We start from the raw sequence: 26,461 nt of genomic DNA, 5'->3' as shown, positions 1-26,461 counted from the left end.
AAGCCGTAGGCAACGTAGTGGGTACCGCCTTAAATACAGCCGAAGAAATCATTTCCGGAGCAGGCGGGTTAATCAATCCGCAGACACATGGCGATGACTACGCCGAGATAGCATGGCAGCACAGGCTCAGAAACCAAGCCAAGAAAAAGAAGAAAAGAGGAAGAGGATTATAATCATTATCCTCATTTTTTAATCTTCCCAAACAACAGATGATGCAAAAGAAAGAAAAACTCATCAAAACGCTTGTTATTCAAAGCAAATGATTATCTTTGCAAATAGAATAACAAGCGTTCTTTGTTAATGCAGAAACTTGCGACTAAAAGCAGTTAGCTCGTTTCCAAATCGTTACCTGTTTAGTTTATGCAATAAGGTAACTTCTTTATTTTCAATTAGATATATTTTAAGAATTATCTTTGCCCGTGAAATAATAGGGATTGTCGTGTAAAACATACGAGATTTGATTTGCATCCCATATTCGTTACCATTTACATGGCAGGCTATCGCAAGGAGTATGCTTGGGGTGGGTGACGAATAAAACACCTTATTGTAATAAAGATATGCGGGAAAAACATTATCTTTGCATGGAAAAGCGTACGGATGGGCTAAATTTTCCGGTGTGATGCGTTGTGATGTACGGTGCGTTGTTGGCTCCTTGCGACCATCTCTCGGATCAATTGAAACCCCATGTTGATGCGCGCTCGTGGCAGATGGAATGAGACGAAAAGACAAAGCGATATGAAGAAGTTTACGGTATGGATGCTTTCCCTTTTGTTTTTGCCGCTCATGGCACAGGCAAATGGTTACACCACGTTGTGGAAGCAAGTTGAACAATGGCAAGCAAAAGGGCAACCACGCTCGGCCATCAACACATTACAAAAGATTGTTACCAAGGCTAAGGCCGAGAAGTCGTATGGCAATCTGCTGAAAGCGCAGCTGTCTTTGATGGCGGCGTGGGACGAGATTTCACCCGACTCTTTAGCCTCGCAGTTGCAGTCGTTTAAGGTTTCGGCTCAACGTGCTGCGCAAACCGACAAGGCTTTGGCAGCCGTTTACAACTGCCTGTTGTATAAAGGCTATTATGAGGCTCATCGTTGGAACAAGGATTCGATGGCAGTAGCCAATCGTTATAAGCTTTTGGCGATGACCAATCCTGCCGTTTTGGCCGGCACAAAGGCGACTGATTATGTGCCTTTGTTGGTTGAAGGGGTCGACAGTAAATATTTCAACAACGATTTGTTGCATGTCATCGGTATGGAAGTGGGCGATTATGCCACGTTGCATCGATGGTATGACGCCCACGATAATCGCAGTGCCGCGTGCTATGTAGCATTGCAGTTGTTGAGACAAACGGAGAATAATGCGTCGTCGTTGGCACGGAAATCGGTCTATCTGCAGCGGTTAGACTCGTTCATTTCGCGCTATGGCGACCTGCCCATTGCAGGCGAATTGGCCATTGCCCGATATGAATTTATGGACGGAGCCAATGATGTGCCCGCCCGTGAAAAGATGAGTTATTTGAATTATGCCTTGCAAAAATGGGGCGAATGGCCGCGTATGAATGTGCTGCGTAACAAACAAAGCCGGCTCACCTTGCCGTCGTTCTTAGTGAATTTCGGTAAAAGGGAAATCCGTCCGGGTGTGAAGCATCAAATAAAGGTGATGCAAATCACCAATATCCCTTCGCTCACGATGACTGTAACGCGCTTGCGTCTAACCGAGGTCACAAATCTTAATCCCAAAAACACGAAGGATTATGCCGTCCTACAGCGCCTGTTGTTGCCCGAGACAGCCGTGTCGCAAACCCATCGTTACGTGGGCAATGCACCTTATAAAGTGGTGGCCGACTCGATGACGCTGGCTCCTTTGAAGCAAGGTGTCTATTTGGTTGAGTTTAAAACCGAGGACAAAGACGTGCCGCCTGCGCGTGGATTGCTCCATGTTTCCAACCTGCGTGTGTTAGCACTCGAATTGCCTAACGACCAAATGCGCCTCGTTGCGGTGAATGCTACCACTGGAAATCCCGTGCCGGGAGCGAAGATTAGTGTTGATATTGTTTCGAGCAATGGTGCAAACAAAGATCGAAAGCTGGTGCTCACCGCCGATAAAAAGGGCGAAGTGATGCTGCAATATGGCAAAAACGACTATGTAAGTGGCTATCGTGCCTTTACAAACGATGATAATTTTGCTTTGACAACACTTGATAACTCCTATTATTCAGAAGGCGAGAGCTATGAGGATAAAGAAAAAGATGCCTACAAGGAAGAGAACTACATGGTGTTCACCGATCGCAAAATCTATCGCCCCGGCCAACAAGTGCAGGTGAGTGTGGTGGCTTTTACACGCGACGATAAAGCCAAAAAGGCACATGTCGATAGCCAAAAGGAGGTGACGTTGACCCTGGAAAATGCTGATGGAGACGCAGTGAAAAAGCTAAAGCTACGCACTGATGATTATGGAACGGCACAGGCGACGATAGACCTTCCGAAAGAAGGCAAGACAGGTGAATATAGTATTACGGTGGATGACGATGACGTATGTACGATTGTGGTTGACGAATATAAGCGTCCCAACTTCTATGTGGCATTCACTCCTTATAAGCAACACTATGCCGATGGCGACACCATTCGCATTGAAGGGGTGGCGAAGAGCTATGCCGGGGTGCCTGTGCAGCATGCAAAAGTGAAATATGAAGCCACACTTCGTCCCAATTATTTTTGGTGGCGCATCGCAAATCAAACGACAAAAGATGTTTTGAAAGATACGGTTGAGACCGATGCTGAGGGACGTTTCAGTTTTCTGTTGCCCTTGCATTTGCCTGAAAGCGAAACCACCTTGCCCCGTTATTACAATTATGAGTTGCACGCAACTGTTACCGATCAGGCCGGCGAGAGCCACGAAGCCGACATGGAACTGCCGTTGAGCAATCGCAAAGGGGTGTTCCGTTTTGCCATGGCTGAGCGCATAGAGCGCGACAGCCTGAAGCCCATCACCTTTCAGTATCTCAACTTAGCGGGAGAAAAGGTGGATGCTATGGTAAACTATCAGTTGGATAATACCCGTTACACCGTCGCTGCCAATAAGTCGGTTACCTTGCCCTTGTCGACACTGGAGAATGGTAAACACACCATAGAAGCCGTTTGCGAGGGCGACACTTTGCGCCGGTCGTTTGTGTTGTTTGATGTTAAGGATAAAGCGATGGTTGCAGATACGCCCGATTGGTTCTATGGTTCGGCCACGCAATTCCCTGCCGATGGCAAGCCTGTCTATGTGCAGGTGGGTAGCCGTGATTCGCAGGTGATGGTGTATTATAGCGTGTTGGCTGGCGATAAAGTGCTTGAAAGTGGACAGTTGTCGTTGAGCAACGAGGTGAAGACACGTACGCTAACCTATCAAGAAGCTTATAAGGATGGGGTGCGATTGGTCTATGCATGGGTCAAAGATGGGGTGCTCTATCGCCATGAAACAACCATCAGACGTCCCATTCCCATGATGGATTTGCAGTTGAAATGGACTACTTTCCGCAATCGTTTGATGCCCGGACAACAAGAAACCTGGACGCTTCACGTGAGCGACAAGCATGGAAAGCCCGTGCAAGCCCAGTTGGTGGCTACCCTCTATGATGCCAGTCTTGATGCTTTCAGCCAGCATACGTGGGACACAGACATTAACTTCCAACTCGATACCCCTTCTTCCAGGTGGAATAATCTGTGGTCGCCACAGATGAGTTTCTATAGCGAGCAACCCTTTAAGCCTCTGCGTGTGAATGCACTTCAGTTCACCCATATTGGCGACTTCAATGGTTTTGATATGCAGAATAGAGCCCGTTTATATGGTGCTCGTGCGGCAAAAGTCTTTGTTGCGCCGGTTCCCAAATACGATATGGAGGTAAAAGAAGAAAGTGCGGCGCTCAGTGAGGTGGTTGTTACGGGCTATGCCGAGCAAAAAGTGTCCTTAACAGGAGCCGCAAGCGGTGTACAAGTGACATCAGAGCAGCGAAAACCAGTAGCATCTGCGATATCGGTGCGCAAGAATTTGCATGAAACGGCTTTCTTCTTCCCTGCACTGATGGCTGACGGCAAGGGCAATTTCACGTTGAAGTTCACCTTGCCCGAGAGCGTGACCACTTGGAACTTCTTGGGTTATGCGCACGATAAAGACATGCAGAGTGCAGTGATTGCTGGTGTAACCGAGGCGAAAAAAGATGTTATGATTATGCCCAATCTGCCCCGTTTTGTGCGTATGGGCGACAGGGCTACACTATCTAATCGCGTGGTGAACACCACTTCGCAAATGCTTTCGGCACAGGTGACGATGCAACTTTTGGATGCCGCTACCGAGAAGTTGTTGCTTTCGGAGCAGAAGACACTCAACTTGCAACCCAACGAAACGCAGGAAGCAGCCTTTGTCTTTGCGCCCGAACAGTTGAAAGCAGCAGGTTTTATGGGCGATGCCGTGATTTGTCGCATGACGGTTTCTGGCGCTACTTTCAGTGATGGTGAACAGCATTTGCTGCCGATTCTGTCGGATGAAGCGAAGGTTGTCAACACCGTGGCGTTCATGCAAACGCAGGCGGGCACGAAGACCATCGCTTTAGATGCCCTCTTCCCTGTGAAACGGGCAGATAACCACTTGCTCGTGAAATATGCCAACCACCCTGCTTGGCTCATGATTGAGGCGTTGCCGTCGGTCGCTTCGGCGGATCCCACAGATGCCATTGCATTGGCTGCCAAATATTTTGCCAACACTTTGTCGATAGCCATGCTGCAGAAGGTGGGACAAACCGACTCCATCGCTGCCATGAAACGCTATCAGGAAGAGGCACTGTTTGGCTTGCGTCAGCTGCAAAACGCCGACGGTTCGTTGGCTTGGATGCCCGGCATGCGCGGCTCGTTCTATGCGACCTTGTCGGTGGCTAAGATGCTGCAACGACTGAATTTCCTATTGAATGGACAAACGGCTACACAAGCCTTGCTGAAAAATGCGATGCGCTTTTTGGCGCAAGAAGTGAAGAAGCAGGTGGCAGAATTGCGCAAAGCTGAAGCCAGGAGGAACGGAAAGTTTGTGCCTAACGAGGAACTGTTGCAATATCTCTATATTGCTTCGTTGCAGAAAGGCAAACTCACGACGCCCGATGAGCAATATCTTTTGCAGCTTGTGGCCAAACAACATAACCTGTTTTCGATTTATGGCAAGGCGGTGATGGCGGTGGTTTTGGCGCGCAATGGCAACACAGCTTTGGCTAAACAGCATATCGAGAGTTTGAAACAATATAGTGTTTGCACGCCCGAAATGGGACGCTATTATGATGCGTCGCGCGCAGAATATTCGTGGTTTGACTATCGTATCCCTACCGAGACGGCTGCCATTGAGGCATTGCGGCTCGTAACACCGGGGGATAAGCAAACCATTCAGGAGATGCAGCAATGGTTGTTGCAGAGCAAACACACGCAGCAATGGGACACGCCCCTCAATGCTGTTGAAGCTGTTTATGCGTTTATGGATGCGCGGCAGCTGCAGTTGTTGAAGCAGGAGACTGGAAATGCACAGCTGATGTTGGATGGGAAACCTTTGGAAATGACCATGGGTACCTCGAAAACGGCAGTGGCGACGGCCGAGAAGACGGGTAAAACCTTTGGCAATCTCACCGTGGACAAAACCTCGAACGACATGAGTTGGGGGGCTGTGTTTGCCGAGTTTACGCAACCCCTTCGCGACATCACGGCGCAGAGCACGGGTTTGCGTGTGAAACGTGAGGTGCTCACGACCGACGGAGCAGCTGTGAACGCTGACCGGTTGAAGGTGGGCGACCGCGTGAAAGTGCGCATCACCCTTGAGGCTTCGCACGATTTCGACTTTGTTGAGGTGAGCGATGAGCGTGCTGCTTGCTTGGAACCCGTCAACCCACTCAGCGGTTATGATTGGGGTTATTACTATATGCCCGGCGACAAGCAGACGCGCTATTTCTTCGATCAGTTGAGTAAAGGAAAGCATGTGATAGAAACGGAATATTTTATCGACCGCAAAGGCGAGTACAACAGTGGCATTTGCACGGCCAAGTGCGCCTATAGTCCGGAATTCAGCGGTCGTGATCGCGCAATAAAACTAACGAATGAATAACAGAAAAACTTTATTATTGGCGATGCTGCTGGGCGCAACCACCTTGCAAGCCCAGCGCATCAGCAGCTCACAAGAGGTGATGCGGGTGGGACAAGTGTTGTATAACCGCCCCGTGAAAGTTGCGTTCTCATTGAAGAACAAAGGAATGAAAACGCTTAAGATTAGCGAGGTGCGCACGAGTTGCGGCTGCACAACGGTCAACTATCCCACGTCGGTGGGCATGGGCAAAGAGTTTAAAATTGAAGCCGTTTATGATGCTAAAACATTGGGACATTTCCACAAACAGTTGGCCGTTTACAGCAATGCCAGCAAAGAGCCCTTGCTGTTGACGCTGCAAGGCGTAGTGGTGCGCGAGCTGAAAGAGTATACGGGCGAATACCCTTACACGTTGGGCGAACTGAAAGTGAACGATGTAGACATCGAGTTTGACAATGTTAACCGTGGCGATTGCCCCACCGCCAAACTCTATCTCTTCAACAACTCCAACGAAACGTTGCAGCCGGTGCTCATGCATCTGCCCAACTATCTCTCGGCCAAGCTGTCGCCCGCGCAGCTGCGTCCCCATCATTCGGGGGTGGCTACCATCACTCTTGACTCGCGCGAGCTGCGCGATTTCGGGCTCACCACCACAGATATCTATTTGGGTATGCGCCCTGGCGACAAAGTTTCTGAGGAGAAACGGATTAAGGTGTCGGCCATTTTGCTGCCTGCATTCCAGCGCATGACGGCGCAGCAACAGGCGCAAGCACCTCAAATGTTGCTTTCGGCCGACAGCCTCGACTTAGGAACATTTGGCGGAAAGAAGCAGTTGCGTGGCGAGATTGATATTGAAAACTTAGGCCGCTCGCCGTTGGAGATTCGCAGTTTGCAACTTTTGGGCAACGGCTTAGAGGTGTCGTTGGACAAGACAACGATTGTGCCGGGCACGCGTGCTCGCCTGAAGGTGACGGCCATTGCCGACCAAATGCAGGGCAATCGACGTGCGCCGCGCGTGCTGATGATTACCAACGACCCCAAGAAGGGCAAAGTGATGGTGAAAATTAAAGTAGGATAGATGTTACAAATCGAAATCGATAACGGCAGTGGTTTCTGTTTTGGCGTGACCACAGCCATCAAAAAAGCCGAGGAGGAGCTGGCAAAGGGCGGCACACTCTATTGCTTGGGCGACATTGTGCACAACAGCATGGAGGTGGAACGGCTGTCGCAACGTGGGCTCATCACCATCAACCACGAGCAATTAAAGGCGTTGCACAATGCCAAAGTGTTGCTGAGAGCGCATGGCGAACCCCCCGAAACCTATGCCATCGCGGCGCGAAACAACATCGAGATTATCGATGCCACGTGCCCCGTGGTGTTACAGTTGCAAAAGCGCATCAAGCGACAATATGAAAACAGTGTGGCTGCTACGCTCAACAACATGCCGAGCGACACGCAGCTCGTTATCTTTGGAAAAAACGGCCATGCCGAAGTGTTGGGGCTCGTGGGGCAAACAAAAAGCCGCGCCATCGTGATTGAAACGTTCGACGATGTGAAGCAATTAGACTTCAACAAGAGCATTTACCTTTATTCGCAAACCACAAAGAGCTTGGACGAGTTCCATCACATCATCGACTACATTCAAACCCATATCTCGCCCAACGCCACCTTCCAGAGCTTCGACACCATCTGCCGTCAGGTGGCCAATCGCATGCCCAACATCGCCAACTTTGCCACACGCCACGACGTGGTGCTGTTTGTGGCCGGGCGGAAAAGCTCGAATGGCAAGGTGCTGTTTCACGAATGCCTGCAGGTAAACCCACATAGTTATCAGGTGGAGAGTGCCGAAGAAATTGACATGCGCTGGTTTGACGGGGCAAAAACCGTGGGCATCTGTGGCGCCACGAGCACGCCCAAATGGCTCATGGAGGAGTGTCGCGATTACATTTTGCGCCGCTAACAGTGCTGTTTGATAGGCAGCTGGGTGGGCAAGGCGCATCATTCGCGCCGGCATGCAGAAAGGAGAGCGTTTGAAGCGCCCTCCTTTCTGTCTTTAATGTGCGGCGTACCCTACGCCGCACACTATTTCGTCCAGTTCTATGCGGCGTACCCTACGCCGCACATTATTTCGTCCAGTTCTATGCGGCGTACCCTACGCCGCACACTATTTCGCCCAGTTCTATGCGGCGTACCCTACGCCGCACACTTTTTTGTCCAGTTCTATGCGGCGTACCCTACGCCGCACACTATTTCGCTCAGTTCTATGCGGCGTACCCTACGCCGCACATTATTTTGTCCAGTTCTATGCGGCGTACCCTACGCCGCACACTATTTTGCCCAATTCTATGCGGCGTACCCTACGCCGCACATGTTTTTTGGTAGCGCGTGTTGCTATTGAATCGTTACGACACAATATTCGGATTGCGTGCCGATGCGGAATTTTCCACCCCAAATGCCTATGCCACTCGACACATAGTAGTGGGTTTTTCCCCTCGTATGCGCACCATAAGCCTTTTCATAGAGCGCGCGCTCAATCCAGTTGATGGGCCACACCTGGCCATTGTGGGTGTGTCCGCTGAATTGAAAATCGATGTGTTGTCGCTCGGCTGCCTCCAAATGATAGGGCTGATGGTCGAGCAAAATGGTGTATGGCGTGCCATCGATGGTCTTCATAATGTCGTTTAGGGTTTTGCGATGCGTGTTGGTGCGGTCGTCTCTCCCCACAAGTGCGATGCCTTTTCCGATGACCACGGCCGTGTCGCGCAGCAAATGTATGCCCGCTTCGCGATAGAATCGCTCGCTGTTTTCCTCGCCCGCATAATAATCGTGATTGCCCAAGCAGGCATAGATGGGGGCGTTGAGGCGTCTAAACTCGGCAGCCATGTCCGCTTTGAGCAGCGGTTGAATGCTGAAATCGGTGATGTCGCCTGCAATGAGCACCGCATCGGGATGCTCGGCATTGATTAAATCCACCCATTTCGCCAAATCGTTTCGCGTGTTGTGGTAGCCCAAATGCATGTCACTTATCATGACAAATTTGCTGGGTTGGGGGAGGGGCTTGTGCGATGACAAGGCAATCGGCACGCGCACCTTGTGATAATAGTGCAGGTAGCCGTAGCCGAAAAGCCCCACGATGGCCACGCTTACGAAGAGCGTTCCCTGCACACTATGCCGCAAAAATGAGGGTGGAACGAGCCCCATGAGGCGTGCTATATCTAAGGCAAGGAAGAGCATCGCAAGGTAGAGAAGAATGAAAATAGACGAATTGCCCACCTCATAAAACACGCGTGCCACAGGCAAGGAGAAGCGGTCTAAGCCTACGATGAAATTGAAAAAGAAACACAAAAGTGAGGCTATCAGCAGTCCCAATATCACCATTTTATAGGCGTTATCCATAGGAAGGAGCAGCCACATGCGCCGACCCACATAGCCGCAACCGGCAAGCATGAGCAGCAAGATAAGAGGAATTAAAAGCGTTCTCATGCCGCAAAGGTAGCAAGAAAGTGGCAATCGGCGAAATGAAGCGCACGAGGAGCGCTCGCTATGGTGGACAGAAACCAGCAGCAAACCCTTTATTTGCGGGCAACTCGGGTGAATGGCGAGCACGTCATGTTAGTTTTTTTAACGCAAAAGATTTTGTCTGTGCAATGAAAGTTCTTTACCTTTGCCGCCGATTTAAAAACATTTTAGGATAAAAAATAAGAGAGTATGAAAAAGATTTTAATGACAATGGTTGCAGCTTTAGGCTTGGCTATTAGTGCAAATGCACAAGTTTATGTTGGTGGTGGTTTCGCAGTTCAGGGTCACGACAACAATATTCGGGTGTGAAGACCATCAAGGATAGTTGGTGGTGGTTTCGCAGTTCAGGGTCACGACAACGGTGGTAATACTTATACTACTTACAAGTTCCTCCCTGAAGTAGGTTACAACCTCAATGAGAATTGGGCTGTAGGTACAGTTTTTGGTTGGACAGGTGCTACCAAGAATGGTAAGAAGTCATTTGACATCAATCCTTATGCTCGTTTCACTCCAGTTCACACCAAGTATATCAACGTGTTTGTTGACGGCGGTTTCGGCTATGAACACCGATATGGTACATCTAATCCCAGCGCTAATACTTGGTCAGCAGGTTTGCGTCCTGGTGTAGCAGTTAACTTGAACGAGCGTCTTTCGTTTGTTTCTCACGTAGGTTTCTTGGGTTGGAGCCAAAGCAAAGTTAGCGGCAGCAACGTAAAGAACAGCCAATATGGTTTGAATCTTGATGGCAACGACATCAGCTTCAGCCTTTATTACAACTTCTAAAGAAAGTTTCATTTAATATTTGTATTTAATAAAAGCGGATGCACCTTGTGATGCATCCGCTTTTTTGTTTTCTGTTTGTCCTAAACTTTTAGTGCAACAACCAAGGTTAGGGCATGCGCTGGCCTTTCAAAACGATGGGGAATTCTCTATCGGTTTTATTGTCTGAACTGCCATCAAGCTGAATGGCTGTAAACACCAACTGCATCATCACGTTGTTGCTATCAAGACGTTTCCCATACGAGAAGTTGGTGAATTGTTGCGCAAAGAATTTCACTTTGTGGCTTGCACCACTCAATAGGATGGGTTGCTCGGTAGTTTTAGGGGCTGCAAAGAACATCTTATACTGCGGTTTGGTGTACAACACTTTACAATTGAGTGTCATCGGTGCCGAGGTGTTGATGGCTGTTTTCAGTGCAGCATCGTTCACAAAGGTTGTCAACACGCGAGGGGAAAGGGTATGAAGCACCAGCGTTGAGTCTGTGAGCATACTCCAATACACGTTGACACTATCATTCTCAAATTTCCCATCACCATCTACTCCTTTTGGAAAATAGAGCTTTCCGGCATAATTTCCGCGCATGGTGAGGAACGTTTGATAGCGCTCAGCGGGGGTGCCAAACCAGTCTTCTTCATTATTACTGCTGTTGCCATTGAGGCATGAACTGAGTGACATGCTTGCCACAGCCATGCAAGCCATGAACCACATCTTTACTTGAAATCTTTTCATTTTGTTGAAATTTTGATGGTTAGATATTTCTTTTTCTACTTAGTTGCTGGCAAATTTACGATTTATTATGCGATTTCGTAGCTGAAATGTGTTAAAATTAGTCAGCAGCTTAGTGATGGATGGCAGCACTACCTTTTGCATCATCAAGCATCGTTGTCAATTAAAAAAGAATAAAATGCACATCAGTTCCTTTGTGTTTCGGCAGGTACGGCCTAACTTTGTGTACAGAATTCAAGCGCAAGCAAAGGATATTCGTAAAATAAATCCATTTCGTATGAAGCATTTTTTGATGATGATGATCGTCGCAGCTTTGTTATTGGCATGTTCAAATAAGCCACGAGTGGTGGACTTCAAAGAGACAGATAATTATTTCTATGCGGGGAAAGTGCAGCATCCCACATTGTTGAAAATTACTACACAGGCTGATTTTGACAAGCATTTTGGCATAGCTGCTTTTATGGGTGATGGTGGAAAGGCCACCGAAATAGATTTCAGTAAGCAGTTTGTTGTGGCTAAAGTGTTGCCCGAGACTGACACCTTGGACGACCTCAAGCCTGTGGCGCTCACACAAGAAAGTGGAAGGTTGCATCTCACAAGCACGGTGAAGCATGTGGAGAAGCGAGGCTACACCATTCAGCCTTGCTTCATTTTGATTGTTGATCGCAAGTATGTAGACGATGAATTAACAGAATAAGATGGCGCGTCGGTTCTATGTGACCTATGAAAAGCTCGCAGCAACCCATACCCTGTATCCTCTTAAAAGTTTCATCTGTGCATTTAGGCATCTTTTAGGCAGACATGTTTTTATAATTTACGATTCAAAACAATATTCAATCCTCCAATTATGGACATTCCTTCAATCATTTTATCAGTGTTGATTGCTGTTGTGGTGACAGCGCTTGTTATAGTTTATCGCAAGCAAAGGCAGCACAGCCTGTTATCGCATGGCATGGTTGTGGCCAGCAATAGCGACGAGGAAAGTTATTTACAGGCATCGGAACGTGACTATGGTGTGCCCGACGAAGTGGTGAGTGTGCACACATTTGGTAGCCCCACCTATGAGCCACCTCTGCTCTTCTATGCTGACTTTGTGGTGGTGGCGGAACAGAAACTCACGGCAGAGGATATTACAGATGTGACGTTTAACAACCGCTCAAATCCTTATACCACCAACGATTATCAAGTTGTTGTCACATGTGCTGATGGTAAAAAGCTGTCGATAGCTATAGGCAACGATATTGATAAAGCTAAATATATAGTGCAACGACTTAGCGCAGTCTTTGCACATAGTGGTAATGAGATGTGAGTTTAGAGTGGGTGATAGCACTCTTCGTATGCAAGAAAAGGGTAGATGCTTCAGTGCATCTACCCTTTTCTTGTTTGTCAGTCGGCCAGTGTGTTAATAGGCCTCGTCGTTTTCTATTTCTTCCTGCGTAATGGCTTTGCGGTCGATAGCGCGCCATGCAAAGAAGATGTAAGCCAAAACAAACGGAATGAGTAGCGAAACTACCGACATTGCTTTGAGCGTAAACAAGCTACTGCAGCTGTTGGCAATGGTCAATGAGCTTTGCAAATTAGCCGTTGAAGGGTAGTAAGCGGTGTTGTTCCAGCCTGCACAAAGCAACAATCCCAATACCACGAGTACCACACCAATACCTGCTGGCCAAATGCCGCGCATGTAAGTGGGACGCAACAACGTGCGACCCACGGCAAAAAGCAACAGCACCACACCGATGAGGATGATGAGTGTGACATACCACATATCAAGCAAATTGTGCAGATATTTCATGGGTTCCATGAAAATCACGCCTGTCTCGGGCTGATAGGCATAACCATCTTTGAGCAAGGTGCGCACCAAAAAGGCCAAAAACAGCACTAAGAACGGAACCACATTATAGAGCAATTGGCGATGTGCACGCTCATTGATGGCCTTGTTATCTACATTGTTGATGATGTAGAATAAGCCCAAAACGCGTGCCAGGAAGAATACAGCCAAACCAAAGATGAGGTTCCATGGGTCGAGCAAAGCATCTAAACCATGACTCGCATTTGCCCATTTGCTGATGACGGGTTGCATGAAATTGGTGAGGTTTTGCTTGTCAACCAAGAAGTTACTTCCATCGAAAAATGTAGCCACAGCGCCGCCTAAGAGTAACGGACCTATGAGTCCATTGATGATTAAGAACCATTGAAAGGTGCGTGTGCCAAGTAGGTTACCCAGCTTGTTTTGGAATTCATAGCTCACAGCTTGTAGCACAAATGTGAAGAGAATGGTCATCCAAAGCCAATAAGCCCCACCGAAACTTGTGCTATAAAATAGTGGGAACGAGGCAAAGAAAGCACCACCAAAAGTAACCAAAGTGGTGAAGGTGAACTCCCATTTCCTGCCCGTCGAATTCACTACCATGCGGCGCTCTTCGGGCGTGTGACCTAAGCTAAATATGAGCGAGTTGGCACCTTGCACAAACATAAGAAACACCAACAAGGCGCCCAACAATGAAACTAAAAGCCACCAATAGTGCTGAAAGAAAGAATAACTCATACGTTCGGGGCCTCCATCCCCTTTTTGATTTGTTTAAACAAAATATTGATTTCCACGGCTAACATTGTGGTGAAGAGTGCGAGGAACAAGAAGAAGGTGATGATAATGCTACCCGAATTGAGGTCGCTCACAGCAGCCCATGTGGGCAATAGATCTTGAATGGTCCAGGGTTGACGCCCCATTTCGGCTACAATCCAGCCCGACTCTGTAGCAATATAAGCCAAAGGAACTAAAGCAATGCCTACGAGATAGAGCCAGCGCCACTTATCATCGGCAATATTTTTGTGCCAGGTGATATGCCCAGCAAACAAGAAATAGAGGATGAAGAGCATGCCTAATCCCACCATGATGCGGAACGCCCAGAAGTTAATGGGGATGTTAGGCACCACTTGCTCAGGCGATTTTACATAGCCATATCCAAAATATTTCATGTCATTGCGTAAGGTTTGTTTCACCTCAGGCGTTTGTTTTCCTGCGCGGTATTGCTGCAAAGCTACTATTGCACGCCGCCCACGTTCCATCTTTTCAGCTACAGAAGGCTCTTTTGTGCCATCGTTTTTAGTGTAGCCTGCAAGAATGTTTTGCACACCAGGCACATAACCATCGAAGCTGTTTGTAGCCAGAACCGAGAGCGCATAAGGCACACCTACTTTAAAAGGTGGTTCTTGCTGGTGTAGATAGTCGGGCTGTTGGAAGGGCGAAACACCAGCCATTATCGATAGGCTTTGTGCTTTTCCGCCTTGATAGAGTGCTTCCATCGCGGCTAATTTCATAGGTTGTGTCTGTGCTACTTGGTAGGCAGAGTCGTGGCCTGTGGCTGCTGCTAAGAGCGAAGCAACTAAACCAACGATGGTAGCCACCTTCAAACTGTTTACAGCTAATAGTTGCTCTCTGCGTTTGAGTAGATACCATGAGCAAACACCTACTACGAAAACTGCACCGATAATCCATGAGGAAGTCACCGTGTGGAAGAACTTTCCAACGGCAAATGGTGATAAAGCCACATCGAAAAACGAATTCATTTCAAAGCGCATCGTGTCGGGATTGAACGTTTGCCCCACGGGATATTGCATCCATGCATTGGCTACTAAAATCCACCAAGCAGAGAGTGTGGCGCCAAGTCCTGTCAACCATGTAGAAGCCAAGTGGAAACCTGGTGACACTTTCTTCCAACCAAAGAACATCACGGCAACGAAAGTCGACTCCATGAAGAAAGCTAATATGCCTTCAATGGCTAATGGTGCGCCAAAGATGTCGCCCACAAACCACGAGTAGTTGCTCCAGTTGGTACCAAATTCGAATTCTAAAATAATACCTGTTGCTACACCCATAGCAAAGTTTACGCCAAAAAGCTTTTGCCAAAACTTGGCAGCGTCTTTCCAAAAACGCTTTTTGGTGCGATAATAACAGGTCTCAACAATTCCCATAATCAGTGCTAACCCCAGTGTTAAGGGCACAAACAACCAGTGATAAATCGCCGTGAGTGCAAATTGCCCACGTGACCAATCAATGGTAGAGGCACTGATGTCTAATAATTGATACATCATTGTAATATAATTTTATAATTTAAAATGTTAACTTTTTATCCACGCCATGCTGCTTTGTATGGCGTTGTTGCGTATCCCTTCTCTTTCTTTACCTCATTTCGGCATGCGCTGTTTGAGCTGTTCATTGACAAATGTGGGCTCGCCGCCGTGTTGTGTTTTGCTACCGATGTAGTTGGGAAAGAAGAACACTTTCAGCACCGCAAACATAATAAACAGTTTGAGTAAAATAATCATCCACAGCGTTTTGCCCAATGTCATTTGGCGAAAGCCGTCGTAGTAGAGATAGAATGCTTTTTTAAAAAAATGAGTGATGCCCATGTTCGCATAATAGGTTTTGGGCGATAAAATTATAAAAATATTTTTTTATATTGTTCGTTTTTTACGCAAAAATGCACGAAAACGAGGATAAAAGACACTGTAGTCATTAAAAAGTTGGTTATTTACGAGAAAATAGATACTTTTGTACCACTTGATGACGCAAAAAGAACTTCCAAATATGAATAAAAAAGTTTTAATTCCATTGCTTATTGTAGGGCTACTTCTTGTGGCAGGAGTTGTTTATTTTGCCGTGAAATTGCATCAGCAAAAGCAAGCAAATGAAGCTATGCAAGAATTGGCAGAGCTCGATAAAAAGGAAATGGAAAACGAGTATCAGCAGTTTGCCAATCAGTATAGCGAAATGAAAACGCAGATCAGCAACGACTCTATCGTGGCGCAGCTTTCGGCAGAGCAAGAGCGAACGCAACAGCTTTTGGCCGAACTGAGACGTGTAAAAACGACTGATGCTGCTGAAATAGCACGCCTCAAACGCGAATTGGCTACGGTGCGAAAGGTGCTGAGAAGTTATGTTCTGGAGATTGATTCGTTGAATCGTTTGAACCAGAATCTCACGGCCGAGAATACGCAAATCAAAGGGCAATATGCAGAGGCAACGCGCCAGATAGAAGGTTTGAATAGTGAAAAGGCATCGCTATCGGAGAAAGTTGCGATTGCTGCCCAGCTTGATGCTACGGGGATTAACCTTGTTGCGAAGAATAAAAAAGGGAAGACAACGAATAGTATTCAGAAGTGCACCGCTTTGCAATTGAATTTCACCATTACGAAAAATGTAACTGCAGGTAATGGAAATAAGGTTGTTTATGTGCGCATTACGTCTCCTGCGGGCAATCTCTTGGGAGGTGGCGGTAGCTTTAATTATGAAAATAAGACTCTGCAAAGCTCTATGCAGAAGACCATAGAATATGGTGGACAAGAGACTCCTGTCACCCTTTTTTGGAATGTCACGCAAACATTGATGGAAGGAACGTATAACGTGAGCATCTTTGTTGATGGCAACATGATTGGCTCAAAGAGTTTCACCTTTAAATAAAAGGTGGAATAAAGTGTGCTATTTTAGTGCATAATATGATAGTAATGTTGTGACAATCTATAGTAGATTGCGAAAAAAAGTGATAGATTTTAAAATATCCACACAATGAGAAAGATTGTTTCGGCTATGCTTTTGTGGAGCGCAATGCTTCCTGTCGCGGCGCAACAGCCCTTGAGTTTAGACAGCTGCAGGGCATTGGCACTTCGTAATAATAAGCAAGTTAATGCCGCGAAATTTAAGCAAGAGATAGCCTTGCAGCTGCGAAAGGCAGCCAAGACGAAATATCTGCCCAAGGTAGATGTTGTGGGTGGCTATCAATATTTTAGTGAAAGCGTTTCGTTGTTGAGCAAAGATCAAAAGGATGCGCTCAACCATTTGGGTACAGGAGTTACTGCTGCTGCCGGCGGAAACCTGTCGAGTTTGCTCACCAACATGGTGGCTCATGGGGTTATTTCGCCCTCAGTTGCAGGCCAAATCAGTAATGTTTTCAGTCAAGTCAGCGGTCCCATGGCGGGCATGGGCAATCAAGTGGGGCAGAATATTGTCAACAGTCTTGAGACCAACACCCATCACATGTGGGGTGGGGCGGTTGTAGTGCGGCAACCTATTTATATGGGCGGAGCCATCACGGCGCTCAATCGCATGGCTGAACTCAATGAGCGTGTGGCCGAGAACGATGCAAATGCCAAGCGCCAGGCGACGCTTTATAATGTAGACCAGGCCTATTGGATGGTTGTTTCGTTGAAACAGAAACAGCAATTAGCCAACAGCTATTTGGCCTTGGTGCAGAAGTTGTCGGGCGATGTGCAGAAAATGTTTCAAGAAGGTGTCGCCACAAAGGCCGACGGATTGAAGGTGGATGTGCGTGTGAATGAGGCTGAAATGCAAGTGACGCGGGTGGAAGATGGATTGGTTTTGGCCAAGATGTTGCTCTGTCAGCTTTGCGGTTTGCCTTTAGAGGAGCGTGTGTCGTTGGTTGATGAACAGCCATTGCAACGTGTGCTCAACCTTGATGCACAGCCACAAGCTGTGGCCGACAAGGGTTTGGCCAATGAAAATCGTCCCGAGTTGCGCATGCTTCAAAATATGGTTGACCTCACAAAGCAAGGTGAGCGCTTGGTGCGTGCCATCTATTTACCGCATGTTTTGCTCACCGGAGGCTATTTTGCCAGCAACCCTAATGTGTTTAACGGTTTCGAACGTAAGTTGGCCGGCACGTGGAATGTGGGCGTATTGGTGCAGGTTCCCGTGTGGAACTGGTTTGAAGGTGCTTATAAAGTGCGGGCAGCCAAGGCGGCAACGAGCTTTGCACAGATGGAACTGAGCGATGCACAAGAGAAGATAAGCCTGCAAATTTCACAATGTCAATTCAAGGTGAAAGAGGCGCATAAGCGGCTTGTTATGGCGCGAAAGAACATCCATAGTGCCGAAGAAAACCTCAGATGTGCAACGCTCGGCTTTAAAGAAGGCGTCATAGAATCGACCGATGTGCTGGCGGCTCAAGCGGCATGGCAGCAGGCAAAGAGTCAGGAAATAGACGCCGAAGTGGAGGTGAGACTCTCACAAGTGAATTTACAAAAGGCATTAGGCGTGCTTGAATATTAACCCATAAACTCATCAAACAGATTATCATGTCAACAAAATCACAACATAAAAATATGTATTTGGCCATCTTAGGTATCATTCTTGTGGTGGCCATTGTAGGAATTATCGGTTTCTTCACATTGGGAAAGCAGAAGGATATTATCCAAGGCGAAGTGGAAGTGGAAGAATTTCGGGTGGCTTGTAAATATCCGGGTCGCGTGGTTGAGCTCAGAGTGAAAGAGGGTGACTATGTGCATGTGGGCGACACATTGGCCATTATTGAAATTCCGGAGATGGATGCGCAGAAGAAAGTGGCGCAAGCAACAACCGCAACGACCGAGGCGATAAAGGATTTAACCGATGCAGGTGCGCGCAAAGAGCAAATTCAAGGCGCCTTCGAATTGCTGCAACAAGCACGTGCGGCGGCTGAAATTACCAAGAAGACTTATAATCGCATGCAAAACCTCTACAACGAAGGGGTGATTAGTGGGCAGAAACGCGATGAGGCTTTTGCGGCCTTTAAAGCGTCGGAAGCGCAAGTGAAGGCAGCCGAAAGCCAATATAACATGGCTAAGAATGGTGCCCGTTCGCAAGAAAAACGTGTGGCAGCCAGCAATGTAAAAGCCGCTTTGGGCGCAGTGGAAGTGGTTGCTTCGATGCTGAAAGAAACGGTTCAAGTGGCGCAGGTTGAAGGCGAAGTGAGCGAGGTTTATCCCAAGGTGGGCGAGCTGTTGGGGCTGGGTTCGCCCATTATGAGCATTTCAGAGCTAAGTGATCAGTGGGGGACATTCAACATTCGGGAAGATCAGCTCAAGGGAATGAAGATTGGAACAACATTCTCTGTGTTTGTGCCGGCGTTTAATAAGGAGATGAGAATGAAGGTCTATTATGTGAAAGATCAAGGTAGCTATGCGGTATGGAAAGCTACGAAGACCACAGGACAATATGATTTGGAGACCTTTGAGGTGCGTGCGCGTCCTCTAACAAAGATGGAAGGTCTGCGCCCTGGAATGAGTTTAATTTTGAAATAGCTGAAGGTAATGGGTATGAAAACCTTGCAACAGATTTGGACTATTGCTGTTCGCGAATGTGGCATCATGCGCGAACAGCCCATCTATTGGATTAGTCTGGTGGTGTTTCCAATCGTTGTCATTGTGTTTTTCACATCATTGATGGCACAAGGTGTACCCACAGATATGCCTGTAGGTGTGGTTGATTTGGACCAAACAGCTACTTCACGTGCCATGATTCGTCGCTTAGATGCTTTCCAATCCTCGCAAGTAGTGGCGCAATATCAGAATATGAACGAAGCACGCGAGGCTATTCAGCGCAATGAGATTTATGCATTTCTCTATATTCCAAAGGGGATGACGCGTGGATTGGGTACCAACACGCAACCCAAATTATCTTTTTATTATAGCAATACTACGTTGGTGGCTGGGTCTTTGCTGTTTAAAGATCTTAAAACCATCTCGGCTTTAGGCTCAGCTGCTGTAGGACAGGCAAAGTTAAGTGCCTTAGGACGCACGCCGCGAGAGATAAGAACAACCTTGCAGCCCATAGCGATTGATTTGCACATGCTGCAAAATCCGTGGGCCAACTATAATGTTTATCTCTCCACTGTGATGGTGCCTGGCTTGCTCATGCTGTTTGTGTTTTTGCTTACTCCCTATAGCTTAGGCATCGAGATTAAGTTTCAACGGAGTCGGGAATGGCTGGCTTTAGCTGGTAATCGTGCGTGGGTAGCCTTGGTAGGAAAGTTGCTTCCGCAGTTTATGGTGTCGCTTTTGATATTTTATGCCTTCGAGTTCTATATCTATTATGTGCAAGATTTTCCTCATGCGGGTGGACTCTTACCCATCTTGCTTTGTGGCATTTTGTCGTTGTTAGCAGCTCAAGGTTTCGGAATCTTTATCTTTGGGCTCATGCCAGGCTTGCGTATGGCTATGAGTGTTTGCTCGCTTTGGTCGGTAGTGAGTCTTTCGATTGCGGGTGCTACCTTCCCCATTTTTGCCATGAATCCAATGCTTGAGGCCGTAGCAGTACTTTTTCCATTGCGGCATTACTACATGATTTACCAGCTTTGCGTGTTCAATGGCTTTCCTATGTTGGTTGCTTGGCCCCATTTATTGGCACTGTTGTTGTTTTGTTTTTTGCCATTTGTCAGTTTGTGGAATATCAAACGGGCGATGTTGCTTTATACCTATCTCCCCTAATGGATTTGAAAATGCTTCTCTCTCGCATGGTAACGGCGTTGCAAACCCTCTGCAACATTTGGGCACAAGAGCTTCGAGCGGCCTTGAAAGATCAGGGAGTGGTGATGTTTTTCTTTCTCTTGCCCCTGGCTTATCCCTTGCTCTACTCGTGGATTTACAACAACGAAGTGGTTTATGAAGTGCCCGTAGTGGTAGTGGATGGGAGCCATAGCCACGAGAGTCGTGCTTTTATTCGGGCGTTTAATGCATCGCCCAACGTGCAAGTGGCCACTTATAGCAACAGTATTGATGAAGCACGGCAGCGTATGGGGCGGCAGGAAGGTTATGGAATTCTTTATTTTCCGCGCAACTATGCTGAGCGACTCCATCGAGGAGAGCAGGCTCATGTGAGTGTTTATTGCGATATGAGCCTCATGTTGGCCTATAAAGCTGTATTCCAAACTGCGCAGTCGGTGGCTACAAAGCTGAATTCAAGTATCTTATTGCATCGGCAACCCACATTTAATGCACATGAGGATGAGTTGGCTACTGAGCCGCTTGCCGTTGCCGAGGTTCCCATTTTCAATGCTACAGGGGGCTATGGAAATGCCATTTTGCCCGGCGTTTTGATTTTAATTATGCAGCAAGCACTGTTGTTGGGTATCGGTATGGCAGCAGGAACAGCTCGAGAACGCAACCGACAAGGTTATCCAACGCTGGTCAATACTCCAGAAGCCAATGCACTAACCTTGATTATAGGTAAGGCATTGTTCTATTTTATGGTGTTTAGTGTCATGGCTACTTATCTCACGTTGGTAGTCCCCCACCTGTTCCATTTCACAGCTTTAGCCTCAGCAAGCAGTCTTATTGCTTTGCTTATGCCCTATTTATTAGCTGTTATTTTTGCAGCGATGGCCTTATCTTTTGCTGTGCGACAGCGTGAGCAAGTGATGCTCTTAGTGGTGTTTACTTCAGTACCCTTGCTGTTCCTTACAGGCATTTCATGGCCCGAAAGCAACATGCCTTGGATATGGGAATCAGTCTCATACCTCTTCCCCTCAACCTTTGCTGTGCGCGGTTTTCTACGCATCAGCAGCATGGGTGCTACACTTTCTGACATTCAACCAGAATTGATGGGTTTGTGGTTACAAGCTGTTGTCTATTTTGGGTTGGCTTGGTTGATGTATGCTTTGCAGCGTCGGCGAATCCTCAATGCGAGAAAATGAGAAGCTGTTTGGGCGTTACTAATCGAGAAACTTAAATGTTGTGTATCCAAAGTAATGCGAATTGTTTGTTTCTCCTGAAATTCATCGGTAGAGGTTCTACCCTAATATATTTCTCAATTAATATGTTGGCAGAGCCTCTGCTCGAATGTCTTTCTTGATTGATATAGTGGCAAACTCTTTGCATGAGGGTTGGATGGGCAATAAAACCCGAAGGAAATTCCATCATAATAGAGATAATTTGCTATCTTTGCAATTGTGTATGCTTTCGCTCACCAGTGGTTAGTAGAAATACGCCTTGATTGAGCATCATCTTTCGTTTAATCAGTTTAATTCATTTATATGCAAACAAACATTCTTTATTACCTTACGGGCACAATGACACTCGGTGCCTGTATTCCTGCACAAGCACAAAAGAAACCTATGAACATCGTTTATATCATGAGCGATGACCATTCGTATCAAACCATCAGTGCCTATGACAATCGTTTCATCAACACGCCTAACATCGACTGGATTGCTAACCATGGAATGAAGTTCCAAGAGAGCTTTGTTGCCAACTCACTCAGTGGTCCTTCGCGTGCCTGTATGCTCACGGGAAAGCATAGTCATGCCAATGGATTTACGGATAACTCGAAGACATTTGACGGTAATCAACAAACTTTTCCTAAGTTGTTGCAGCAGGCTGGCTATGAAACAGCCATGATAGGCAAATGGCATCTCACCTCATTGCCCACAGGATTTAACTACTGGGATATTCTTATCAACCAGGGCGATTACTACAATCCCGACTTTCTTTGCAACGGAAAGAAGCTGCAACGGCCAGGCTATGTCACCAATATCATTGCCGACTTGGCTATCGATTGGATGGAACATAAGCGTGATAAAGACAAGCCATTTTGCCTCTTGATGCACAACAAAGCCCCCCATCGTGTGTGGGATCCAGACACTTGCGATCTCGATCTTTATGATAATGTAGTCTATCCATTGCCTAAAAACTTCTATGATAACTACGAAGGACGACTTGCTGCACAGAAACAAAAGATGAGTATCATCAAAGATATGGACATCATCTATGACAATAAGATGGCCGATCATGAGAACGAAATCCACACTAACACGGGATTAGAGGCTTGGGGACGCGGCAATTACTATCGTATGACGCCATCACAACGTGCACAATGGGATCGACATTACGACCCCATCATCAAGAAGTTTAAAGCAGACAAACTCACGGGTCATGCGCTTGCTGAGTGGAAATACCAGCGCTATATGCACGATTACATGCGCGTGATTCATTCTGTTGACCGCAATGTAGGGCGAGTTATAGACTATCTGCGCGAGAAAGGACTCTTAGACAACACGCTCATCGTCTACACGTCCGACCAAGGCTTCTACATGGGTGAGCATGGTTGGTTTGACAAGCGGTTCATGTATGAGGAGTCGTTCCGCACACCATTGCTCATCTATATGCCTGGAGGAAAGCATGGTGTGAATCGTGATATGGTGCAAAACATCGACTATGCCCCCACATTTCTCGATTTAGCAGGGGTCAAAGTACCCGCCGATATTCAAGGACGTTCGTTATTACCTTTGCTGAAAGGTAAGACACCGCGCGATTGGCGCCATTCGCTTTACTACCATTATTATGAATATCCAGCCGAACATTCGGTGTGTCGGCACTATGGTATTCGCACTCCACGCTACTCATTGATGCATTTCTACAATGACATCGATAGCTGGGAACTCTATGATTTACAGAAAGATCCTGCACAGATGCACAATATCTATGGGCGTCCTGGCACGGAGAAGCTCACACAGCAGCTTAAAAAGCAACTCGTAGGCTTGCAAGTTCAATATGATGACCCTATTCGTAACACACCGCAAGGAGTGAAATAACGAAGCAGTACTTACCAGTATGAGTCAAGGCAGAAACTCAAATGTTGCGGACACACAATGGTGTGCCCGCTTTTTTTAGCCTTTTTAAGGAATCAATTGGGGTGGTGCCCATCCAAATGTAAGAGCTGATCTTCCATCACTTGCAATACACCTTTCACCGATTGCAAGTCGTTTATCGTCTTTCTTTTATCGAGTTTTGGAGCTAATTGGATGGCAATAGCATTAAAATTCGCATAATTATAAATCACTGTGCATTGTTTGATGTGCACATAATTTAATAAGGGTTGTTTACCGATGGTGCTGTCATAAAAAATAATCAACGTGCAGTGAGAAGTTGTGTCTGTCTTTTCTATAAGTTTGTTTATAGAATCATGTGTAGGCTTTGCAGCGACAGCCTTTCTCGAAGCAGCACAAGCTGCAAGTAGAGCAATTGCAGAAAGCAGAATAAGGAAAGTGACAGATTGCCTCATATCAATACACAGTGGTGTTAAAGTCATCTGACATCTGTTGATGATAATAGGCTTTCGCTGCCTTTAAGTAAGGCCGATAGGCCGGCACGTTAGGGTTTTCGGCAATGCATTGCAAGGCATATTCCTTCACCCGCTGACAATCGTTATAGTCGTCATCTGCCGGCGAATACTCCCATCGCGCATGCATATCAAACCATTTCTCGGGCACTTTGTAGGCTTTATCAGCAGCTTTTTCGGAATGGAGCCAACGCAGCAGCTTGTCCCAAAGGGTAGCGCTGGGTGTGTGAATGCGGTTATACCACTCCCAATAGGCATCAACATCAGCGGGATCTTTCACCTTCCCATGGAGCGCATCCAAAACATATTGCACATCTTCGGTCTTGCGATAACGTGCCAAAGCAACCAAGGCTTCAATGTAATGCTCGTTGAAGAAAAGGAACTTTACACGTGTATAATACATGCGATGAGGCGGAATTCGGCGCAGTAACTGTCGGAGATAATCAAGATGCTTGACGTGAGAGGCAAACAGAACACAGCTGTCAACAGCCACTGAGTCGGCTTTCGTCAATCCGTAATGTCGACCTTCCTGCTGAAGAATTTCGATGCGAAGATTGGCCAACGACTCCTGATAGCCGCTGCAACTATATTGCGCTGGCACACAACTTTGGTCTTGCATGTTCATCAAAGCAAGGTTTTTTGCCATGTCGGGCTGCTTCTGCATCAGGGCAATGAAGGCTGCTAATCGTGTCATGGGTGCGCTATCTGAGGAAGCCAATAGATAGAGCTCGTCAATCGAAGCCACACTGGCCAACGTGTCTATAACCTTATCTTGATGCGTTAGTCGCCCTTCATAGCCTACAGCTCCTGGTGTGTAAGACCTGCCAACCCGCAGAATGATGCGCTCAACTTCTGGGCGAATGGATGTAGGTTGGCAGCTAAACAGCAGCCAAACAAGCATGAAGTTCAATCCCAAAGACGTGATTTTCTCCATTTTTAAAAATCATTTTTATCAACGATTCCATTAATCTTTTATTCCCAATTCATGCTTAGCAATAGCGCGAAGTTCGTCATTTTCGCTCTTCAACAACTTTTTGTAAAATGTAAGAGCCTGCTTTTTATTACCCGTCTCCTTATAAAGGTAAGCAACATTTGAGGTCACAATGTCGTCGTTGGGTGCCAATTCATGTAACTGCAGGAATACCTTCAATGCTTCTTCTGTCTTTCCTTGGCTAGCCAATAAAGCGCCTTTGTCATTTAAGAAATAAATATTCTTGGGATAACACCTTAGCACTTCATCCACCAACGCCGTGGAGGCGATGTCTTCTTTCGCATCGTAGAGTTGGCGGAAATAGTCTTGCAGCGTGGAGAAGAAGAAGTCTTCGGGCGCTGATGGGGTAGATTTGTCGTTCGTCCAAAGCCACTTTTGATGGTTAACCACCGAGCGGTCAATGGTTTTTTGTAAGGTCTCCACAGCGCCATTCGGATGGTTATCGAGCAGCTGCACATGAACTTTGCCAAACCAAAGATCGAGTCTGTCGGGATATTTCGCCAGTCCCTCATCAAACTTTTGATAAAGTTTTTGCATCTTCTCGGCATCATAGCACACCAGGCCGGTGATACTTCCAGCCTTATTCCCCGTTGAATCCATGAGTATAAGCCCTTCATGTATCGTCGTGTCGGCCGAGAGTTGCAAAATTTCTTTCCGCGCTTCCATTAACAGCAGGTTACACCAGGCCGCATAGGTATCGCCCGATTGTCCGGCGCTTTGTTCCCATTTGGGGATGAACTGGCGCAGTGCTGCCGTGTCTTTCTGCGTTAACAACGTTTGAAATTTGGCATAGTCGCTTTGCTGTCCCCATGCGTCGAGGCCAAAAAGTGCTGCGAGAACAAGTGTTAGAATCTGATTCATATCAATATTTTGATGGATTTCCGCTGACAAATATAGCAAATTTCTGCATAGCTTCCAAGTGGCTTTCCCTTTTTAAACGTAAGGGCTGATAATGTGATAGTCGAGGGTCTGCGCTTATTCTCCAAATCCCTTTTACATAGATGTCTGCATCGCTGTTAATAAACGCATGTAGATAGGGCGGGTAATATACCCTTGATTATCGTGTAATATGGCCTTAATCGTACTACAAAATGAATGTAATCACCATGCAATCTCAATGCTTTTGGATAGATTGAGGCCTCTGCAAAACTCCTTCTACAATTTGTCATTCTTAAATATTCTTTGTACCTTTATCGTATGAAACAAAAGCTATCCTCTCCAAGTTTTGCTGACCTATTCCTTGGGCAAAGAAAGGTCAAGCAGACATTCTTTTCACAAATAAATACAGTCATTGATTGGGCACCTATTCGTGCTATAATAGAAGTGGCTTATACAAAAGGCTATAAGTCTATTGGCTGGCCCAGCTATGACAGCCTTGTTTTATTCAAGATAGAATTACTCCGCACCTGGTATGGTCTGAGTGACGGAGAAGTTGAAGATCAGGTTAACGACCGCCTGTCTT

The 26,461-nt window shown here is 46.8% G+C and carries 21 protein-coding genes and 1 pseudogene; 14 read left to right on the top strand and 8 right to left on the bottom strand.

From position 1 onward, the window contains the following. From X919_RS17310 to X919_RS0110670, 4 genes and pseudogenes are all read left to right on the top strand, one after another. Window positions 1–173, top strand: a pseudogene (locus tag X919_RS17310) (mobilization protein); the annotation flags it as partial. 562 nt (window positions 174–735) lie between these two features. Then, on the top strand, window positions 736–6,117 hold the full coding sequence (locus X919_RS0110680; protein WP_028900094.1) for an alpha-2-macroglobulin family protein: 5,382 nt from the start codon (window positions 736–738) through the stop codon (window positions 6,115–6,117). Continuing rightward, window positions 6,110–7,171: a DUF1573 domain-containing protein gene (locus X919_RS0110675; protein WP_028900093.1), complete on the top strand. Its 1,062-nt coding sequence runs from the start codon at window positions 6,110–6,112 to the stop codon at window positions 7,169–7,171. Before X919_RS0110680 ends, X919_RS0110675 begins: the two co-directional genes overlap by 8 nt. Further along, window positions 7,172–8,053, top strand: a complete 882-nt coding sequence (locus tag X919_RS0110670) for a 4-hydroxy-3-methylbut-2-enyl diphosphate reductase (RefSeq protein ID WP_028900092.1) — start codon at window positions 7,172–7,174, stop codon at window positions 8,051–8,053. A gap of 431 nt (window positions 8,054–8,484) precedes the next feature. Here the strand turns inward: X919_RS0110670 and X919_RS0110665 are convergent, their stop codons facing one another. Next, window positions 8,485–9,576, bottom strand: coding sequence for a metallophosphoesterase (locus X919_RS0110665; RefSeq protein WP_028900091.1), 1,092 nt, complete (start codon window positions 9,574–9,576; stop codon window positions 8,485–8,487). A 357-nt stretch (window positions 9,577–9,933) separates the two neighbouring features. On the opposite strand from X919_RS0110665, the gene X919_RS17305 reads away from it, so the two are divergent. Further along, a complete protein-coding gene (locus tag X919_RS17305; RefSeq protein WP_253270135.1) occupies window positions 9,934–10,395 on the top strand; it encodes a hypothetical protein in 462 nt (153 codons plus the stop codon). Between the two features lie 106 nt (window positions 10,396–10,501). On the opposite strand, the gene X919_RS15700 is transcribed toward X919_RS17305, so the two are convergent. Continuing rightward, window positions 10,502–11,122, bottom strand: coding sequence for a DUF4840 domain-containing protein (locus X919_RS15700; protein ID WP_081759463.1), 621 nt, complete (start codon window positions 11,120–11,122; stop codon window positions 10,502–10,504). 274 nt (window positions 11,123–11,396) lie between these two features. On the opposite strand from X919_RS15700, the gene X919_RS0110650 reads away from it, so the two are divergent. Together X919_RS0110650 and X919_RS15290 are read left to right on the top strand one after the other, a co-directional pair. Next, entirely contained in the window at window positions 11,397–11,816 is a 420-nt protein-coding gene (locus X919_RS0110650; protein WP_028900089.1) for a hypothetical protein, read from the top strand. 150 nt (window positions 11,817–11,966) lie between these two features. Further along, window positions 11,967–12,428: a hypothetical protein gene (locus X919_RS15290; RefSeq protein WP_051502509.1), complete on the top strand. Its 462-nt coding sequence runs from the start codon at window positions 11,967–11,969 to the stop codon at window positions 12,426–12,428. Window positions 12,429–12,521: 93 nt separating this feature from the next. Here X919_RS15290 and X919_RS0110640 read toward each other — a convergent pair whose 3' ends face one another. The 3 genes from X919_RS0110640 to X919_RS0110630 form a co-directional block, all read right to left on the bottom strand. After that, the gene (locus X919_RS0110640) at window positions 12,522–13,664 is read right to left on the bottom strand and encodes a cytochrome d ubiquinol oxidase subunit II (protein WP_028900088.1); all 1,143 of its coding nucleotides are present in this window, start codon (window positions 13,662–13,664) and stop codon (window positions 12,522–12,524) included. Further along, window positions 13,661–15,211, bottom strand: a complete 1,551-nt coding sequence (locus tag X919_RS0110635; protein ID WP_028900087.1) for a cytochrome ubiquinol oxidase subunit I — start codon at window positions 15,209–15,211, stop codon at window positions 13,661–13,663. Before X919_RS0110635 ends, X919_RS0110640 begins: the two co-directional genes overlap by 4 nt. A 93-nt stretch (window positions 15,212–15,304) precedes the next feature. Continuing rightward, window positions 15,305–15,529, bottom strand: coding sequence for a DUF4492 domain-containing protein (locus X919_RS0110630; RefSeq protein WP_028900086.1), 225 nt, complete (start codon window positions 15,527–15,529; stop codon window positions 15,305–15,307). Between the two features lie 178 nt (window positions 15,530–15,707). On the opposite strand from X919_RS0110630, the gene X919_RS0110625 reads away from it, so the two are divergent. The 6 genes from X919_RS0110625 (at window position 15,708) to X919_RS0110600 (ending at window position 23,481) form a co-directional block, all read left to right on the top strand. Further along, on the top strand, window positions 15,708–16,580 hold the full coding sequence (locus X919_RS0110625; protein ID WP_028900085.1) for a hypothetical protein: 873 nt from the start codon (window positions 15,708–15,710) through the stop codon (window positions 16,578–16,580). Between the two features lie 105 nt (window positions 16,581–16,685). Beyond that, entirely contained in the window at window positions 16,686–18,185 is a 1,500-nt protein-coding gene (locus X919_RS0110620) for a TolC family protein (protein WP_028900084.1), read from the top strand. A 26-nt stretch (window positions 18,186–18,211) separates the two neighbouring features. Beyond that, entirely contained in the window at window positions 18,212–19,195 is a 984-nt protein-coding gene (locus tag X919_RS0110615; protein WP_028900083.1) for an HlyD family secretion protein, read from the top strand. 15 nt (window positions 19,196–19,210) lie between these two features. Continuing rightward, window positions 19,211–20,380 (top strand): ABC transporter permease, encoded by a 1,170-nt coding sequence (locus tag X919_RS0110610; RefSeq protein ID WP_028900082.1) that lies wholly within the window; start codon window positions 19,211–19,213, stop codon window positions 20,378–20,380. Continuing rightward, window positions 20,380–21,585 carry an ABC transporter permease gene (locus X919_RS15285; RefSeq protein WP_036917907.1) on the top strand — a complete coding sequence of 402 codons (1,206 nt, stop codon included), beginning with the start codon at window positions 20,380–20,382 and terminating at the stop codon, window positions 21,583–21,585. Before X919_RS0110610 ends, X919_RS15285 begins: the two co-directional genes overlap by 1 nt. Before the next feature lie 339 nt (window positions 21,586–21,924). Next, window positions 21,925–23,481: a sulfatase family protein gene (locus X919_RS0110600; RefSeq protein ID WP_028900081.1), complete on the top strand. Its 1,557-nt coding sequence runs from the start codon at window positions 21,925–21,927 to the stop codon at window positions 23,479–23,481. A 92-nt stretch (window positions 23,482–23,573) separates the two neighbouring features. On the opposite strand, the gene X919_RS15280 is transcribed toward X919_RS0110600, so the two are convergent. The 3 genes from X919_RS15280 to X919_RS0110585 are packed head-to-tail and all read right to left on the bottom strand — an operon-like array spanning window position 23,574 to window position 25,860. Further along, on the bottom strand, window positions 23,574–23,951 hold the full coding sequence (locus X919_RS15280; protein WP_051502508.1) for a hypothetical protein: 378 nt from the start codon (window positions 23,949–23,951) through the stop codon (window positions 23,574–23,576). 1 nt (window position 23,952) lies between these two features. After that, a complete protein-coding gene (locus X919_RS0110590) occupies window positions 23,953–24,942 on the bottom strand; it encodes a hypothetical protein (protein WP_028900080.1) in 990 nt (329 codons plus the stop codon). 30 nt (window positions 24,943–24,972) lie between these two features. Then, a complete protein-coding gene (locus X919_RS0110585; RefSeq protein ID WP_028900079.1) occupies window positions 24,973–25,860 on the bottom strand; it encodes a tetratricopeptide repeat protein in 888 nt (295 codons plus the stop codon). Between the two features lie 336 nt (window positions 25,861–26,196). Between X919_RS0110585 and X919_RS0110580 the strand changes: the two genes are divergently transcribed. Continuing rightward, window positions 26,197–26,461: transposase (locus X919_RS0110580; protein ID WP_028900078.1), on the top strand; the 265-nt coding region annotated here is incomplete at its 3' end.

The sequence above is a fragment of the Prevotella sp. HJM029 genome (assembly GCF_000599605.1).
Lineage (GTDB): Bacteria > Bacteroidota > Bacteroidia > Bacteroidales > Bacteroidaceae > Prevotella.
Note: the sequence above shows the minus strand (reverse complement) of the source record. Positions and strands in the feature narration are given on the sequence as shown.

What these genes read in the sequence shown, in the direction of transcription:
- X919_RS0110680 (WP_028900094.1), top strand. Translation starts at nt 736, where the DNA reads ATGAAGAAGTTTACGGTATGGATGCTTTCCCTTTTGTTTTTGCCGCTC.
- X919_RS0110675 (WP_028900093.1), top strand. Translation starts at nt 6,110, where the DNA reads ATGAATAACAGAAAAACTTTATTATTGGCGATGCTGCTGGGCGCAACC.
- X919_RS0110670 (WP_028900092.1), top strand. Translation starts at nt 7,172, where the DNA reads ATGTTACAAATCGAAATCGATAACGGCAGTGGTTTCTGTTTTGGCGTG.
- X919_RS0110665 (WP_028900091.1), bottom strand. Translation starts at nt 9,576, where the DNA reads ATGAGAACGCTTTTAATTCCTCTTATCTTGCTGCTCATGCTTGCCGGT.
- X919_RS15700 (WP_081759463.1), bottom strand. Translation starts at nt 11,122, where the DNA reads ATGAAAAGATTTCAAGTAAAGATGTGGTTCATGGCTTGCATGGCTGTG.
- X919_RS0110650 (WP_028900089.1), top strand. Translation starts at nt 11,397, where the DNA reads ATGAAGCATTTTTTGATGATGATGATCGTCGCAGCTTTGTTATTGGCA.
- X919_RS15290 (WP_051502509.1), top strand. Translation starts at nt 11,967, where the DNA reads ATGGACATTCCTTCAATCATTTTATCAGTGTTGATTGCTGTTGTGGTG.
- X919_RS0110640 (WP_028900088.1), bottom strand. Translation starts at nt 13,664, where the DNA reads ATGAGTTATTCTTTCTTTCAGCACTATTGGTGGCTTTTAGTTTCATTG.
- X919_RS0110635 (WP_028900087.1), bottom strand. Translation starts at nt 15,211, where the DNA reads ATGATGTATCAATTATTAGACATCAGTGCCTCTACCATTGATTGGTCA.
- X919_RS0110630 (WP_028900086.1), bottom strand. Translation starts at nt 15,529, where the DNA reads ATGGGCATCACTCATTTTTTTAAAAAAGCATTCTATCTCTACTACGAC.
- X919_RS0110625 (WP_028900085.1), top strand. Translation starts at nt 15,708, where the DNA reads ATGAATAAAAAAGTTTTAATTCCATTGCTTATTGTAGGGCTACTTCTT.
- X919_RS0110620 (WP_028900084.1), top strand. Translation starts at nt 16,686, where the DNA reads ATGAGAAAGATTGTTTCGGCTATGCTTTTGTGGAGCGCAATGCTTCCT.
- X919_RS0110615 (WP_028900083.1), top strand. Translation starts at nt 18,212, where the DNA reads ATGTCAACAAAATCACAACATAAAAATATGTATTTGGCCATCTTAGGT.
- X919_RS0110610 (WP_028900082.1), top strand. Translation starts at nt 19,211, where the DNA reads ATGAAAACCTTGCAACAGATTTGGACTATTGCTGTTCGCGAATGTGGC.
- X919_RS15285 (WP_036917907.1), top strand. Translation starts at nt 20,380, where the DNA reads ATGGATTTGAAAATGCTTCTCTCTCGCATGGTAACGGCGTTGCAAACC.
- X919_RS0110600 (WP_028900081.1), top strand. Translation starts at nt 21,925, where the DNA reads ATGCAAACAAACATTCTTTATTACCTTACGGGCACAATGACACTCGGT.
- X919_RS15280 (WP_051502508.1), bottom strand. Translation starts at nt 23,951, where the DNA reads ATGAGGCAATCTGTCACTTTCCTTATTCTGCTTTCTGCAATTGCTCTA.
- X919_RS0110590 (WP_028900080.1), bottom strand. Translation starts at nt 24,942, where the DNA reads ATGGAGAAAATCACGTCTTTGGGATTGAACTTCATGCTTGTTTGGCTG.
- X919_RS0110585 (WP_028900079.1), bottom strand. Translation starts at nt 25,860, where the DNA reads ATGAATCAGATTCTAACACTTGTTCTCGCAGCACTTTTTGGCCTCGAC.